Origin of the sequence: Massilia sp. KIM (genome assembly GCF_002007115.1) — a bacterium.
Classification (GTDB): Bacteria; Pseudomonadota; Gammaproteobacteria; order Burkholderiales; family Burkholderiaceae_D; genus Telluria.
Genome location: NZ_MVAD01000001.1, coordinates 1,558,480 through 1,573,841, shown reverse-complemented (window position 1 = coordinate 1,573,841; position 15,362 = coordinate 1,558,480). Strand labels below are relative to the sequence as shown.

11 protein-coding genes and 1 tRNA gene are annotated in these 15,362 nt (G+C 65.1%); 7 read left to right on the top strand and 5 right to left on the bottom strand.

Annotation, left to right across the window (positions count from 1 at the left end; genetic code table 11):
- Positions 1-7: 7 nt before the first annotated feature.
- The 5 genes from B0920_RS06790 to hpnC all read right to left on the bottom strand — a co-directional run bounded on the left by B0920_RS06790 (position 8) and on the right by hpnC (position 4,173).
- Positions 8-787, bottom strand: a complete 780-nt coding sequence (locus B0920_RS06790; protein WP_078031779.1) for a DUF1700 domain-containing protein — start codon at positions 785-787, stop codon at positions 8-10.
- 34 nt (positions 788-821) lie between these two features.
- Positions 822-971 carry a hypothetical protein gene (locus B0920_RS25910; protein ID WP_179119107.1) on the bottom strand — a complete coding sequence of 50 codons (150 nt, stop codon included), beginning with the start codon at positions 969-971 and terminating at the stop codon, positions 822-824.
- A gap of 31 nt (positions 972-1,002) precedes the next feature.
- Positions 1,003-2,421: a hydroxysqualene dehydroxylase HpnE gene (gene hpnE / locus B0920_RS06785; protein ID WP_078031778.1), complete on the bottom strand. Its 1,419-nt coding sequence runs from the start codon at positions 2,419-2,421 to the stop codon at positions 1,003-1,005.
- Positions 2,408-3,241, bottom strand: a complete 834-nt coding sequence (hpnD, locus tag B0920_RS06780) for a presqualene diphosphate synthase HpnD (protein WP_078031777.1) — start codon at positions 3,239-3,241, stop codon at positions 2,408-2,410. The genes hpnE and hpnD overlap by 14 nt, the downstream gene beginning before the upstream one ends.
- A 122-nt stretch (positions 3,242-3,363) precedes the next feature.
- Positions 3,364-4,173 (bottom strand): squalene synthase HpnC, encoded by an 810-nt coding sequence (gene hpnC / locus B0920_RS06775; protein ID WP_078031776.1) that lies wholly within the window; start codon positions 4,171-4,173, stop codon positions 3,364-3,366.
- Positions 4,174-4,291: 118 nt separating this feature from the next.
- On the opposite strand from hpnC, the gene B0920_RS06770 reads away from it, so the two are divergent.
- The 7 genes from B0920_RS06770 (at position 4,292) to lon (ending at position 15,250) form a co-directional block, all read left to right on the top strand.
- On the top strand, positions 4,292-5,452 hold the full coding sequence (locus tag B0920_RS06770) for an efflux RND transporter periplasmic adaptor subunit (RefSeq protein WP_229455233.1): 1,161 nt from the start codon (positions 4,292-4,294) through the stop codon (positions 5,450-5,452).
- The gene (locus B0920_RS06765) at positions 5,449-8,535 is read left to right on the top strand and encodes an efflux RND transporter permease subunit (RefSeq protein ID WP_078031775.1); all 3,087 of its coding nucleotides are present in this window, start codon (positions 5,449-5,451) and stop codon (positions 8,533-8,535) included. Before B0920_RS06770 ends, B0920_RS06765 begins: the two co-directional genes overlap by 4 nt.
- A gap of 208 nt (positions 8,536-8,743) precedes the next feature.
- Positions 8,744-8,830, top strand: a tRNA-Leu gene (locus tag B0920_RS06760).
- 31 nt (positions 8,831-8,861) lie between these two features.
- Positions 8,862-10,202 carry a trigger factor gene (gene tig / locus B0920_RS06755; RefSeq protein ID WP_078031774.1) on the top strand — a complete coding sequence of 447 codons (1,341 nt, stop codon included), beginning with the start codon at positions 8,862-8,864 and terminating at the stop codon, positions 10,200-10,202.
- A 215-nt stretch (positions 10,203-10,417) separates the two neighbouring features.
- On the top strand, positions 10,418-11,035 hold the full coding sequence (clpP, locus tag B0920_RS06750) for an ATP-dependent Clp endopeptidase proteolytic subunit ClpP (RefSeq protein WP_078031773.1): 618 nt from the start codon (positions 10,418-10,420) through the stop codon (positions 11,033-11,035).
- A gap of 271 nt (positions 11,036-11,306) precedes the next feature.
- Positions 11,307-12,575, top strand: coding sequence for an ATP-dependent Clp protease ATP-binding subunit ClpX (gene clpX, locus B0920_RS06745; RefSeq protein ID WP_078031772.1), 1,269 nt, complete (start codon positions 11,307-11,309; stop codon positions 12,573-12,575).
- 272 nt (positions 12,576-12,847) lie between these two features.
- Positions 12,848-15,250, top strand: a complete 2,403-nt coding sequence (gene lon / locus B0920_RS06740; protein ID WP_078031771.1) for an endopeptidase La — start codon at positions 12,848-12,850, stop codon at positions 15,248-15,250.
- The last annotated feature ends 112 nt before the right edge of the window (positions 15,251-15,362 follow it).

Sequence of the window (15,362 nt, the reverse complement as noted above, 5' to 3'; positions counted from 1 at the left end):
GCCTCCCTCACTTTCCTTTGAGAAGCGACAAATTCATCCGGACGTACTTGCGTACGCCGACGATGGTGTAGCGGGTGATCACGATGGAGACCAGGAACAGGGCGATCCCGCCCAGCACCAGTCCCGAGCCGAACAGGGTCTGGGTGGTGCGCGACTCCGGATCGAGGTCGGTGGTGATTTGAATCTTACTTTCGGCCACTTTCTCTGCGCCTCGGATCACCCGGGAGGAAGCAGGTTCGTCCTCCGCGCCATTATCGGCCGGGTCGGGGGATTGTTCCTCGAACACGTGGATGCCGGTCTCGTCGATCGAGACCCGGGTCTGGACCGAGGCGCGCTCGCGCCCATCGTCGCCGATCGTGATGCTGTGCAGGGGCCCGTTCAGGATCAGCTCATTGGCGCCGGCCAGGCCGCTCGCCGTGATCGCGATGCCGGATACGTAGAAGCCAAAGGCGCATATGTACACGGAAAGCAGCAGCGAGGCGTAGACCGCGGCCGGAATCGCCATGAACAGGTTGAACACCAGCAGTCCCGCGCCGGACGCGATCACGCGCAGCATGTTGGTCGGGCTTTTCTTTTCCTTGAAAGCGTCCAGGTGGACGCTGGCGCGCAGCGACACGGCGATCTTGCGCGGGTCGCCGAGTTCCTCGGCGACGTCCTGCTCGCGCCGTCCGGCCGCGCTGCCGTCGACGAAACGCTGCTCGTACCAGGCCAGGGTCTTGGCCTGGGTTTCCGGCGGCAGGCCCAGCATGGCCCGCTTCAGCGCGTCGAGGTATTCCAGTTTGCCCATGGGTGGCGGGGTCTCCGTCTTTACAGCTAAGAATTCAGTGGTGGCCGACCACGGGAATCGCGCCCAGCGCAGGGGTGACCGCCGGCGAGGAACCGCCGATCAGCTCCGGGTGCACCAGCACGGCGGTGCTGAGGGCGACCAGCGCCAGTAACGCCAGGGTACGCAAGCCGAGTTGGATGTTCATGTCGATTCTCATCAGACCTGTTTCGATGCTGCTACCTTACGGAATCGCCGGCCGGGACGCCATGGCTGTGCGACAGGCTGCGCTTTTCGCGGGGCAGGGCGCCGTAGGCGCGGATGGCCGTCGCCGCCTGCACCGCGCTGCGCACCGCCGTCTCCAGGGTGGCCGGGTAGTCGCTGGCCGTGAAGTCGCCCGCCAGGAACACCCCCGGCAGGGGCGTCTCGACGCCGGGACGGGCCAGGCCGGGCGTGCAGGCGAAGGTCGCGCGCTTTTCGGTGATCACCTGCGACCATTGTGGCTTCGCCAACGTTTCGTTTTTGAAATCATGCGCCAGCTGGGCCGCGATGGCCGCCGCCAGGGTTTCCTGCGGCAGGGCGGCGGCGTCACGGGCGGCGCTGACCACCACCGCCAGCAGGCCGTCCTGGGCGGAGTCGAGCTGGCCGCGGTCGAACACGAACTGGCCCCAGCGGCCCGCGGCCGGATCGTCTTCCAGCGCGTAAAAAGGCAGCTCGAGCCGGGTGCCGGGGCCATATTGCAGATAGCAGGTGGCGATCGGCTCGTGCTCGAAGCCTTCCAGCTGAGCGGCCAGCTCCCGCGCTTCCAGGTGGGGCGCGAGCAGGGACGCGCTCTGCCAGGCCGGGGTGGCCAGCACCACCGCGTCGTAGGTTTCCGCGGGCGCGTCCTCGCCCAGGCGCGCCGTCCAGCCGCCTTTTCCGTCGGGGGCGATCGCGCCCAGTTTGACGCCGGTGCGCACGCTGGCTCCCTGCCTGGCCAGGTGGGCGGCGGCGGCTTCGGGGAAGAGGGCGCCCAGGGGCAGGCGCGGGATCAGCATGTCGGAGGCCGCGCGCCGTTTGGCGCCCAGGCTGTCGCGCAGCACCGCCAGGAAGACCTTGGCCGAGGCCCGCTCCGGCGGGGTGTTGAGGGCGGCAATGCACAGCGGACGCCACATCAAGCGGGTCAGGCGCGGGGTCTGGTCGAAGCGCTCCAGCAATTCCTGCACCGTGCAGTCCTGGTACAGCACCCAGCCCATCCAGCGCGCGGTGGTGGTGAAGCGGGCCAGGGCCAGCTTGTCGGCGCGCGCCAGCCCCTTGGCGCGCAGCAGGGCCAGGCCCAGGTGCCAGGGCGCGGGCAGGCGTGGAGCGACGAAGTCCATGCCCTCGCCACCCTGCGGATAGCGCATCTGCACGGGCAGGCGCAGCAGCGCCCGGTCCGGGTCGACCCCGGCCAGGCGCATCAGGCGCAGGGTCTCGGCATAGGCGCCGAGCAGGATGTGCTGGCCGTTGTCCAGGTTGCGCCCGTGCAGGGCGACGCCGCGCGCCCGTCCGCCCAGGCTGCGCGCCGCCTCGACCAGGCTGACCGCATGGCCCTGGCGCTGCAGCTCGAGCGCCGCGGCGCAGCCGGCCCAGCCGCCGCCGGCGACCAGGACCCGCAGGCCCTTGTCAGGCACGGACATAGGTTTTCCAGGCCAGCCACAGCTTGCGCAGGGGCGTGAGCGAGATGCGCTGGGTGAGGACGTGGAAACCGTCGCGCTGGATCTCGTCCAGCAGGGTGCGGTAGATCGCCGCCATCATCAGGCCCGGACGCTGGGCGCGCCGGTCTTCCTTGGGCAGCAGGGCCAGGGCCTCGTCGTAGGTGCGCTGCGCGCGCTCGGTCTGGAAGCGCATCAGCGCCTCGAACTTTTCGCTGTGGCGGGCGTTCAGCAGGTCGGCCGCGGTGACGTTGAACTGCTGCAGCTCGTTCACCGGCAGGTAGATCCGGCCCTTGCGCGCATCCTCGCCGACGTCGCGGATGATGTTGGTGAGCTGGAAGGCCAGGCCCAGCTTCTCGGCATAGGCCAGGGTCTGCGGATTGGTGTAGCCGAAGATGCTGGCCGACAGGATGCCGACCACGCCGGCCACGTGCCAGCAATAGCGCTGCAGGCCGGCGTAATCGAGGTAGCGGCTCTGGTCCAGGTCCATCTCCATGCCGTCCACGATGGCCAGCAGGTGCTTCTCTTCCAGCTTGTAGACCTCCACGTGGGGCTTCAGGGCCTGGGTCACCGGGTGGGTCGGGGTGCCCTTGTACATGCTCGACACCTCGGTGCGCCACCAGGCCAGCTTGATGCGCGCCACCGAGCTGTCGGTGGCGTCGTCGACGGTGTCGTCGACCTCGCGGCAGAACGCATACAGCGCCGTGATCGCGCGCCGGCGTTCGGGCGGCAGGAACAGGAAGCTGTAATAGAAGCTGGAGCCGCTCTGGAGCGTCTTTTGCTGGCAGTATTCGTCTGGGGACATGTAGTTCTTGGTGAGAGCGCGGTGCGAATCCGCTATCTTAGCCGATGCGGAGCAGGCCGGACAGGGTGAACTGGGTGGCTGAACCGGTTGCGCGCACCGGATGTGCTCTCTGGATGTGCTGACTACATGCGCAGGGCGCGCCAGCCCACCACCGCCCAGTCCGGGGCCCTGAGCACCGGGCGGCGCTGGAACACGTCGTAGTCGGCGCGCTCGATCGCTTCCAGGATGCGCAGGCCGCCCTGGACCACCATCCTGAGTTCCCAGCCGATCCGTCCCGGCAGGCGCAGCGCCAGCGGCGCCCCCGACAGCATCAGGCTGCGCGCCCGCTCGACCTCGAAACGCATCAGGCAGCGCCAGTTGCCGTCCTGGACCCCGGCCAGCAGGGCGGCTTCGCTTACCCCGTGGCGCTCCAGGTCTTCCAGCGGCAGGTAGATGCGGCCCTTGGCCAGGTCGATCGCCACGTCCTGCCAAAAATTGATCAGTTGCAGGGCGGTGCAGATCGCGTCGGAGTCGCGCAGGTTGTCGCCATGGTCGGCCCCGTACAGGGCCAGCATCAGGCGGCCGACCGGGTCGGCCGAGCGGCGGCAGTAGTCGAGCAGGGCGGGGTAGTCGGGGTAGCGGGTGGTGACCACGTCCTGGCGGAAGGCCGAGAGCAGGTCGCGCATGGGTTGCAGGGGCAGGGCGAACTCCTCGACCACGGTGGCCAAGCGGACGAACATCGGGTCCTGGCTGGGCTCGCCCCTGGCGATGCCGTCCAGCTCGCGCTCATAACGGGCCAGGGCGGCCAGGCGCTCGTCGGGCGTGGCCTCGCCCTCGTCGGCCAGGTCGTCGGCGCTGCGGGCGAAGGCGTAGATCGCCTCGACCGCCGGCGCCAGGCGGCGCGGCAGCAGGAAAGAAGCGACGGGGAAGTTCTCGTAGTGATCGACGGCCATGTTTTTGACTGTTGACTCTAAAGTCAATTTTTTTGTTTGCAGCCTGATTATAATTGCAGAATTACAAAACCGCCCCTCCGGGCGGCCGCTGGACGATCAACCATGAGAAGGACAATAAGTGTTCGCCCGATTCTCCGCACCCCGCCTGCGCGCCGCCCTCGCGGCCCCCGTTCTTGTTCCCCTTGTTGCGGCCCTGCTGGCCGCCTGCGATAAACCCGAACCCAGGCAGGAGGACGTGCGTCCGGTGCGCGTGGTCGCGCTGGCCGCCGGCAGCGTCGGCGAGCGCCTGGAGTTTTCCGGCGACGTGCGCCCGCGCTATGAGTCGCGCCTGGGCTTCCGGGTCGGCGGCAAGATCGTCGAGCGCAAGGTGGACGTGGGTGCGGCGGTCAAGCGCGGCAACGTCCTGATGCGGCTCGACCCGCAAGACCTGCGCCTGGCCGAAAGCCAGGCCCGGGCCGCCCTGCGCGCCGCCGAGACCGAACGCGACCTGGCCCAGGCCGACTACAAGCGCCACCAGAACCTGCGCGCCCAGAATTTCGTCAGCCAGGCCGTGCTGGACGCCAAGCAGAGCACCCTCAAGGCCGCCCAGGCCAATGTCGACGCCGCCCGCGCCGCCTTCCGCGGCCAATCCAATCAGGCCGGCTACGCCAGCCTGAGCGCCGACGCCGACGGGGTGGTGACCGGCATCGACGCCGAGGTCGGCCAGGTGGTGGCCCCGGGCAGCCCGGTAGTGCGGGTGGCCCGCACCGACGAGAAGGAAGTGGTGATCGGCATTCCCGAGGACAAGCTCGAACTGCTGCGCAACACCGTGGACGTGAGCGTGCGCCTGTGGGCCAACCAGCAGCAGTCCATCCCCGGCAAGATCCGCGAGGTCTCGCCGGTGGCCGATCCGGCCACCCGCACCTATACCGTCAAGGTCTCGATTCCGGCCCAGCCGGAAGTCCGGCTCGGCATGACCGCCATCGTGCAGATCGCCGGCGGCAACGGGGCCACGGCCCTGCGCGTGCCGCTCAGCGCCCTGGTCCAGGACAAGGGCAGGACCAGCGTCTGGCTGGTCGAGAAGGGCGCGGTGCGCATGGTGCCGGTCCAGGTGGCGGGCCAGGTCGACAACGACGTGCTGCTGGCCGGCGGCGTGCAGGCCGGGCAGCAGGTGGTGACCGCCGGCGTGCACCAGCTCAAGAACGGCCAGAAGGTCCGCATCCTGACCGCCGACGTGTCGCGCCGCGCCGATACCGAGGCGGCGGTGAGCGGCCCGGGCGCGGCCGGGGGCGGCAAATGAAGGGCTTCAACCTGTCGCGCTGGGCGCTGGAACACATCCCGCTCACGCGCTACCTGATCGCGGCCCTGCTGATCTTCGGCGTCCTGAGCTACCAGCAGCTTGGCCAGGACGAGGATCCGCCCTTCACCTTCCGCGCCATGGTGCTGCGCGTGGTGTGGCCGGGCGCCACCGCGCTGCAGATGGCCGAGCAGGTCACCGACCCGCTCGAGCGCAAGCTCCAGGAGACGCCCTACGTCGACCGCATCCGCAGCTTCTCCAAGCCGGGCGAGACCACCATCATCCTCGAGCTGCGCGAGTCCGCCCCGCCCAAGGAGATCCCGCCCACCTGGTACCAGGTGCGCAAGAAGATCGGCGACATGGCCGCGACCCTGCCCCAGGGCGTGATCGGTCCCTTCTTCAACGACGAGTTCGGCGACACCTACGGCTCGATCTTCGCGCTTTCCGCCGACGGCTTCACCTACGCCGAGATGCGCGACTACGCCGACTTCGTGCGCCAGCAGCTGCTGCGCGTGCCCCTGGTCTCGAAGGTCGAGCAATTCGGGGTGCAGAACGAGAAGGTCTACATCGAATTCTCCAGCAAGAAGTTCGCCCAGCTGGGCCTGCCCTTCGAGCAGATCGTCAACCAGATCGCGACCCAGAACGAGATCGAGGCCAGCGGCGTGCTGGTCACGCCGAGCGACAACCTGCAGGTGCGGGTGACCGGCGCCATCAAGAGCCTGGCCCAGCTCGAAAACCTGCAGCTGCGCGCCGGCGGAACCACCTTCCGCCTGGGCGACTTCGCCACCGTCAAGCGTGGCTACCAGGACCCGCCGCAGGAAAAGATGCGCTTCAACGGCAAGGAAGTGATCGGCCTGGGCGTGTCGATGGAGAAGGGCGGCAACATCATCGAACTGGGCAAGGGACTGGACGAGACCGTGGAGCGGATCCGCTCCCAGCTCCCGGTGGGCATCGAGCTGGAACGGGTGGCCGACCAGCCGCGCGCGGTCCAGGCCTCGGTGGGCGAGTTCGTCAAGGTGCTGATCGAGGCGGTGGTGATCGTGCTGCTGGTGTCCTTCCTCTCGCTCGGCCTGCACACCAAGCCGAAGCTGCGGGTCGACATCTGGCCCGGCCTGGTGGTGGCGCTGACCATTCCGCTGGTGCTGGCGATTACCTTCCTGTGCATGCACATCCTCGACATCTCGCTGCACAAGATCTCGCTCGGCGCCCTGATCATCGCGCTCGGCCTGCTGGTGGACGACGCCATCATCGCGGTCGAGATGATGGTGAGGAAGATGGAAGAGGGCCTGTCGCGCTTCGAGGCCGCCACCTTCGCCTACACCTCCACTGCGATGCCGATGCTGACCGGCACCCTGATCACGGCCGCTGGCTTCCTGCCGATCGGCCTGGCCAAGTCGGCGGCGGGCGAATACACCTTCACCATGTTCTCGGTGAACGCGATCGCCCTGATCGTCTCCTGGGTGGTGGCGGTGGTGTTCACGCCCTACATCGGCTTCATCCTGCTCAAGGTCAAGCCGCACGACCACGGCGAGAGTGCGCACGACGTCTTCGACACCCCCATGTACCAGCGTTTCCGGCGCCTGGTGAACTGGTGCGTGGAGTGGCGCAAGACCACCATCGCCCTGAGCCTGGGCGTGTTCGCGCTCGGCGTGTTCGGCTTTAACTTCATCGAGAAGCAGTTCTTTCCGGACTCCAGCCGCCCCGAGCTGATGGTGGAAATGTGGTCGCCGGAGGGCACCAGCTTCGCCGCCAACGAGGCCACCGTCAAGCGCTTCGAGGCCTTCCTGGCCAAGCAGGAAGGGGTCAAGAGCGTGACCAGCTACGTCGGCACCGGCAGCCCGCGCTTCTACCTGCCGCTCGACCAGATCTTCCCCCAGTCGAACGTCTCGCAGCTGGTGGTGCTGCCGGTGGATGCGCAGGCGCGCGAACGCCTGCGCATGAAGATCATCCAGGCCTTCGCGACCGAGTTCCCCGAGGTGCGAGGCCGGGTCAAGCTGCTGCCGAACGGTCCGCCGGTGCAGTATCCGGTGCAGTTCCAGGTGCGCGGCCCGGACATCGGGGTGGTGCGCGGCGTGGCCGACCAGGTCAAGGAAATCATGCGCGCCAACCCCAACACGGTGGGCGTGAACGACAACTGGAACGAGGCGGTGAAGGTGCTGCGCCTGGACCTCGACCAGGACAAGCTGCGCGCGCTGGGGGTGACCTCGCAGGCGGTGCGGCGGGTGGTCAACACCACCCTGACCGGCACTCCGATCGCCCAGTTCCGCGAGTCCAACCGCCTGATCGACATCGTGGTGCGCCAGCCGGTGGAAGAGCGCTCGACCATCACCCGGCTGTCCGAGGCGCTGGTGCCGACCGCCGGCGGGCGCGCGGTGACCATCGGCCAGGTGGCGCGGGTGCAGTTCGTGTGGGAGCCGGGCGTGGTGTGGCGCGAAGGGCGCGAGTGGGCCATCATGGTCCAGTCCGACGTGGTCGAGGGCATCCAGGGCCCGACCGTCACCACCCAGGTCGACGCCAAGCTGGCGGACATCCGCGCCAAGCTGCCGGCCGGCTACCAGGTGGTGGTCGAAGGCGCGGCGGCCGACAGCTCGGAGGCCGAGGCCTCGATCACGGCCAATCTGCCGCTGGTGCTGTTCATCGTGTTCACCCTGCTCATGCTGCAGTTGCACAGCTTCTCGCGCGCGCTGCTGGTCTTCCTCACCGGGCCGCTGGGCGTGGCCGGCGCCGCGATGGCGCTGCTGCTGCTCGGTCGTCCGTTCGGCTTCGTGGCCAACCTGGGCGTGATCGCGCTGTTCGGCATGATCATCCGTAACTCGGTGATCCTGGTCGACCAGATCGAGCAGGACATCGCGGCCGGGGTCGACGCCTGGACCGCCATCGTCGAGGCGGCGGTGCGGCGCTGCCGCCCGATCCTGCTGACCGCGGCGGCCGCCGCGCTGGCCATGATTCCGCTGTCGCGCTCGGTATTCTGGGGTCCGATGGCGGTGGCCATCATGGGCGGCCTGCTGGTGGCGACCGCGCTGACCCTGCTGTTCCTGCCCGCCTTGTACGCGGCCTGGTTCCGGGTCAGGAAGCCGGCGGCCTGAGCGCGCCGGCCGGCTTTTCCCTCCGCGCGCCCTCGGGCGGGCGGAGGGGGGGGGGCGGCATCCCACATGCCAAAAAAAAAAGCGCCCCAATAGTGTCAGAAAATCCAGTAAAATATTCGTTTGAAGTTGTAGCCCCTAAACGGAGGAGTGCAGGGCGGCCGGTTTCACTGTCGGGCGCCCTTTGTTTTTGTGGCAATATGCATCCTGCGCGAGGATGGCGAAATTGGTAGACGCACCAGGTTTAGGTCCTGACGCCAGCAATGGTGTGGGGGTTCGAGTCCCCCTCCTCGCACCACGAACAATTATTTTTTTGGACGATTTTTACAATGGCAACTGCAGTCGAAACCCTGGGTAAACTCGAGCGTCGCTTGACGATCTCCTTTCCGGTCGCTGACGTCCGTACGGAAGTTGAAAAGCGCCTGAAGAAGCAGGCCAAGACGGCCAAGGCGCCTGGCTTCCGTCCGGGTAAAGTGCCTCTGAAGATGGTCGCTGCCCAGTACGGCTACCAGATCGAGACCGACGTCCTGAACGACAAGGTCGGCCGCGCTTTCAACGACGCAGCCAACGAGAACCAGCTGCGCGTTGCCGGCTTCCCCAAAATCGAACCGAAGCAGGATGCACCGGAAGGCATGCTGGCCTTCGACGCGACTTTCGAAGTCTACCCGGAAGTCAGCATCGGCGACCTGGCCAATGTTGAAGTCGAAACCGTCGCCACCGAAGTGACCGACGCCGAGATCGACAAGACCATCGACATCCTGCGCAAGCAGCGCGTGCACTACCACACCAAGGGTGAGGCGGGCGAGCACGGCACCGGCGGCGAAGCCGTGGCCGCCAATGGCGACCGCGTCACCGTCGACTTCGTCGGCACCCTGGATGGCGTCGAGTTCGCCGGCGGCAAGGCCGACAACTACGCCTTCGTGCTGGGCGAAGGCCGCATGCTGCCGGAATTCGAAGCCGCGACCGTCGGCCTGAAAGTTGGCGAAAGCAAGACCTTCCCGCTGGCCTTCCCCGAGGACTACCATGGCAAGGACGTGGCCGGCAAGACCGCCGAGTTCACCATCACCCTGAAGAAGCTCGAGTGGGCCCACATGCCGGAAGTCGACGCCGAGTTCGCCAAGTCGCTGGGCATCGAAGACGGCTCGATCGAGAAAATGCGCGAAGACATCAAGGTCAACCTGGAACGCGAAGTCAAGGCGCGCGTCAAAGCACGCAACAAGGACGCCGTGATGGACGCCCTGGTGAAGTCGGTCGAACTGGACGTGCCGAACGTCATGATCGAACAGGACGCCGAGCGCCTGGCCGAGATGACCCGCCAGGACATGGCCCAGCGCGGCATGGACGTCAAGAACCTGCCGTTCCCGGCTGACATGTTCAAGGACAAGGCCGAGCGCCGCGTGCGCCTGGGTCTGATCCTGGGTCAACTGGTCAACGACAATAACCTGCAAGCTAGCCAAGAGCAGGTGAAGGCCCAGATCGAAGACTTCTCGCAGAGCTACGAAGATCCGAAGGAAGTCCTGAAGTACTATTACAGCGACCGCCGCCGCCTGGCTGAAGTGGAAGCTCTTGTATTGGAAGAAAACGTCGTTAACTATGTGCTTGGCAAGGCGAAGGTCTCGACCAAGACCATCGCTTTCGATGAACTGATGGGCTCCATCCCACAAGCCTAAAGAAAACCGCCGGCATCGGGCTCGAGGAGGACCAGCCAGCACCATCGACGTCATCCCCGCGCAGGCGGGGATCCAAGTCAGTGTACATGACCACGAAAAGTGGCCGACGCATGCTGAGCTTGGGTTCCCTGCGCGGGAAGGACGGAGAAGCTGGAGGGTCCCGCGGCACAGGCCGGTTTTTTCCAAGGCCCATTTCTACAAGGAACGAGACAGGTATGATTCGAAATCCGGCATTGGATACACAGGCACTCGGCATGGTGCCGATGGTGATCGAACAAAGTGGACGCGGCGAGCGCGCCTACGACATTTACTCGCGACTCCTGAAGGAGCGCGTGATCTTCCTGGTCGGCCCTGTCAACGACCAGATGGCCAACCTCATCGTGGCCCAGCTGCTGTTCCTGGAGAGCGAGAATCCCGACAAGGACATCTCCCTCTACATCAACTCCCCGGGCGGCTCCGTCTCGGCGGGCCTGGCGATCTTCGACACGATGAACTTCATCAAGCCGGACGTCTCCACCCTGTGCACCGGCCTGGCTGCCTCGATGGGCGCCTTCCTGCTGGCCGCCGGCGCCAAGGGCAAGCGTTTCTCGCTGCCGAACTCGCGCATCATGATTCACCAGCCTTCGGGCGGCTCGCAAGGCCAGGCTTCGGACATCGAAATCCAGGCCAAGGAAATCCTGTACCTGCGTGAACGCCTGAACCGCATCCTGGCCGAGCGCACCGGCCAGACCATGGAGCAGATCCACAAGGACACCGACCGCGACCGCTTCATGTCGGGCGATGAGGCCGTGGAATACGGCCTGATCGACCGCGTGCTGTCCAGCCGCGGCTGACCGGACCTGCGCCGACGCCCGGAGGAGCTGCTGCAACGCGCAGCAGTGTGTTGGACTTCCTCTCAGGTGTTGGAAAAAAACGCCCGGACGCAAACACGTTCGGGCGTTTCGTTTTTATTTCGGGTAGCATGTCCGTGTACGCAGCAGTTGCGCTTGCGTACGTCCGACCCCATATGGGTAATAAGTGTAGTGTTTGCCTATGTGCGTCACCGCACTTGTTGCGTACCCGTATTAGCGTTATATTCATAGCAATTCAATAGAAACCTGCCCCATGTCTGACAAAAAATCCTCCAGCGGCGAAAAACTTCTGTACTGCTCCTTCTGCGGAAAGAGCCAGCACGAGGTGAAGAAGCTGATCGCGGGACCGTCGGTGTTCATCTGCGATGAATGCATCGATCTGTGCAACGACATCATCCGCGACGAGACCTCGAACGTCGAGTCGGTGGCGGGCGCGAAGTCCGATCTGCCGACGCCGCACGAAATCACCGAACTGCTCGACCAGTACGTGATCGGCCAGCAGACGGCCAAGCGCATCCTGTCGGTGGCGGTGTACAACCACTACAAGCGCCTCAAGCACCTGGGCAAGAAGGACGAGGTCGAACTGGCCAAGAGCAACATCCTGCTCGTCGGCCCGACCGGTTCCGGCAAGACCCTGCTGGCCCAGACCCTGGCGCGCATGCTCAACGTCCCCTTCGTGATCGCCGACGCGACCACGCTGACCGAAGCCGGCTATGTCGGCGAGGACGTCGAGAACATCATCCAGAAGCTGCTCCAGAGCTGCAACTACGAAGTCGAGAAGGCCCAGCGCGGCATCGTCTACATCGACGAAATCGACAAGATCTCGCGCAAGTCGGACAATCCATCGATCACCCGCGACGTCTCGGGCGAGGGCGTGCAGCAGGCCCTGCTCAAGCTGATCGAAGGCACCATGGCCTCGGTCCCGCCCCAGGGCGGCCGCAAGCATCCGAACCAGGACTTCGTGCAGATCGACACGACCAACATCATGTTCATCTGCGGCGGCGCCTTCGACGGCCTGGCCAAGATCATCCAGAACCGTTCGGAGAAGAGCGGCATCGGTTTCGCGGCCACGGTGAAGAGCCAGAACGAGCGCTCCAACAGCGACATCCTGATGGAAGCCGAGCCCGAGGACCTGATCAAGTTCGGCCTGATTCCCGAACTGGTCGGCCGCCTGCCGGTGGTCGCCACGCTGAGCGAACTGACCGAGGAAGCCCTGATCCAGATCCTGATCGAGCCGAAGAACGCGCTGATCAAGCAGTACTCGAAGCTGCTCGAAATGGAAGGCGCCGAACTCGAGATTCGTCCTGCGGCCCTGCACGCGATCGCCCGCAAGGCGCTGGCCCGCAAGACCGGCGCGCGCGGCCTGCGTTCGATCCTCGAGCACGCGCTGCTCGACGTGATGTACGAATTGCCAAGCCAGCAGAATGTGGTCAAGGTGGTGATCGATGAAAATACGATCACGAATGCCGCAAAACCTTTATTGATTTACAGCGAATCGCCAAAAGCATCGGGCGAAAACTGAAAAAAGCCTGCACGCTTGCAACAAAAGGCTTGCCGCGCGGACTCAACTCGGTAAAATCGATCTCAATAAAAGACGCAGGCTTCAACCGAAAAGCCACTCGCGGTTCACCGCGCAGTGGCTTTTTCTATTCAGGCCACGACTTTTATTGGAACGGCCAGAGTTTTCGCAGCAAGTTGAAGTTCTTTTACTTGTAGAAAATATTTTCAGGGGGCGTCTTGAGTTTTCCCCCTTGAGTGCCCAAGTTCAGCAACACGCTTTCTATAAGGTATGCCATGACAACTTCCAAATTAACCGAGCAAACGACGCTGCCCCTTCTGCCGTTGCGCGATGTGGTCGTCTTTCCGCATATGGTGATACCTCTGTTCGTCGGCCGTCCGAAGTCCATCAAGGCCCTGGAAGCCGCGATGGAGCAGGGCAAGAGCATCATGCTGGCTGCCCAAAAAGCCGCCGCCAAGGACGAACCTTCCGCCGCAGACATCTACGAGATCGGCTGCGTGGCCAATATTCTGCAAATGCTGAAGCTGCCCGACGGCACCGTGAAGGTCCTGGTCGAAGGCGCCCAGCGCGCGCGCATCAACAACATCGTCGATGCGCCGACCCACTTCGTGGCCGACCTGACCCCGGTGTCCTCGGAAATCGGTGACGATTCCGAAGTCGAGGCGATGCGCCGCGCCATCGTCCAGCAGTTCGACCAGTACGTCAAACTGAACAAGAAGATCCCGCCCGAGATCCTGGCTTCGCTGGCCGGCATCGACGACGCCGGCCGCCTGGCCGACACCGTGGCCGCCCACCTGCCGCTCAAGCTCGAGCAGAAGCAGGTCATCCTGGAGATCTTCAACGTCGCCAAGCGCCTGGAGCACCTGCTCGGCCAGCTGGAAGGCGAACTCGATATCCTGCAAGTCGAAAAACGCATTCGTGGCCGCGTCAAGCGCCAGATGGAAAAGTCGCAGCGCGAGTACTACCTGAACGAGCAGGTCAAGGCGATCCAGAAGGAACTGGGCGAGGGCGAGGAAGGCGCCGACATCGAAGAGCTGGAGAAGAAAATCCTGGCTGCCAAGATGCCGAAGGAAGCGCTGGAAAAGGCCCAGGCCGAGATCAAAAAGCTCAAGCTGATGTCGCCGATGTCGGCCGAAGCCACCGTCGTGCGCAACTACATCGACACCCTGGTGTCGCTGCCCTGGAAGAAGAAGACCAAGGTCACGATCGACCTCGAGAAGGCCCAGCAGGTGCTGGAGTCGGACCACTACGGCCTCGACAAGATCAAGGAACGCATCCTCGAGTACCTCGCGGTGCAGCAGCGCGTCGACAAGCTGAAGGCGCCGATCCTGTGCTTCGTCGGTCCTCCGGGCGTCGGCAAGACCTCGCTGGGCGAATCGATCGCCCGCGCGACCGGCCGCAAGTATGTGCGCATGGCCCTCGGCGGCGTGCGTGACGAAGCCGAGATCCGCGGCCACCGCCGTACCTACATCGGCTCGATGCCGGGCAAGGTGCTGCAGTCGCTGTCGAAGGTCGGTGTCCGTAACCCGCTGTTCCTGCTCGACGAGATCGACAAGATGGGCGCCGATTTCCGCGGCGACCCGAGCTCGGCCCTGCTCGAAGTGCTGGATCCGGCCCAGAACCACACGTTCTCGGACCACTACATCGAAGTCGACTTCGACCTGTCGGACGTGATGTTCGTGGCGACCTCGAACTCCTTCAACATCCCGCCGGCGCTGCTGGACCGGATGGAAGTGATCCGCCTCTCGGGTTACACCGAGGACGAGAAGACCAGCATCGCGCAGCGCTACCTGCTGCCGAAGCAGATCAAGAACAACGGCCTGAAGGAAGAAGAGATCAAGGTCGACGAGTCGGCGATCCGCGACATCATCCGTTACTACACCCGCGAAGCCGGCGTGCGTTCGCTCGAGCGTGAAGTGTCCAAGATCTGCCGCAAGGTGGTGAAGATGCTGCTGCTCAAGAAGAGCGACAAGCGCGTGATCGTGAACTCCAAGAACCTGGACAAGTTCCTGGGTGTGCGGCGCTACGATTTCGGCGTGGCCGAAAAGGAGAACCAGGTCGGCCAGGTGGTCGGTCTGGCCTGGACCGAGGTGGGCGGCGATCTGCTGACCATCGAAGCCGTGGGCGTGCCGGGCAAGGGCGCCATCATCCGCACCGGTACCCTGGGTGACGTGATGAAGGAATCGATCGAAGCGGCCCGCACCGTGGTGCGCAGCCGTGCCCAGCGTCTGGGCATCAAGAACGAGGTGTTCGAGAAGACCGACATCCACATCCACGTGCCGGAAGGCGCGACGCCGAAGGACGGTCCGTCCGCCGGTATCGCGATGACCACCGCGCTGGTGTCGATCCTGACCGGCATCCCGGTGCGCGCCGATGTGGCGATGACGGGCGAGATCACCCTGCGCGGCGAAGTCCTGCCGATCGGCGGCCTGAAGGAGAAGCTGCTGGCGGCGCAACGCGGCGGCACCAAGACGGTGCTGATCCCCGAGCAGAACGTGAAGGACCTGGCCGAGATCCCGGACAACGTCAAGAACAAGCTCGAGATCGTGCCGGTGCGCTGGATCGACAAGGTCCTGGAAATCGCCCTGGAACGCCAGCCAGAGCCGCTGGTGGACGTTCCCAGCGTGGCCGTGACCCCGGCTGCTGCCGAAGGGCAGGGGGACGTGGTCAAGCACTGATCGGCCTTCGCTGATCCACTGAACAGGCGCCTGCGGGCGCCTGTTTTTCTTGGGGGATGACATGCGCCCCCCTGCGGCCCGCTACCTATGAGCCGTCATTCCGGCGAAGGCC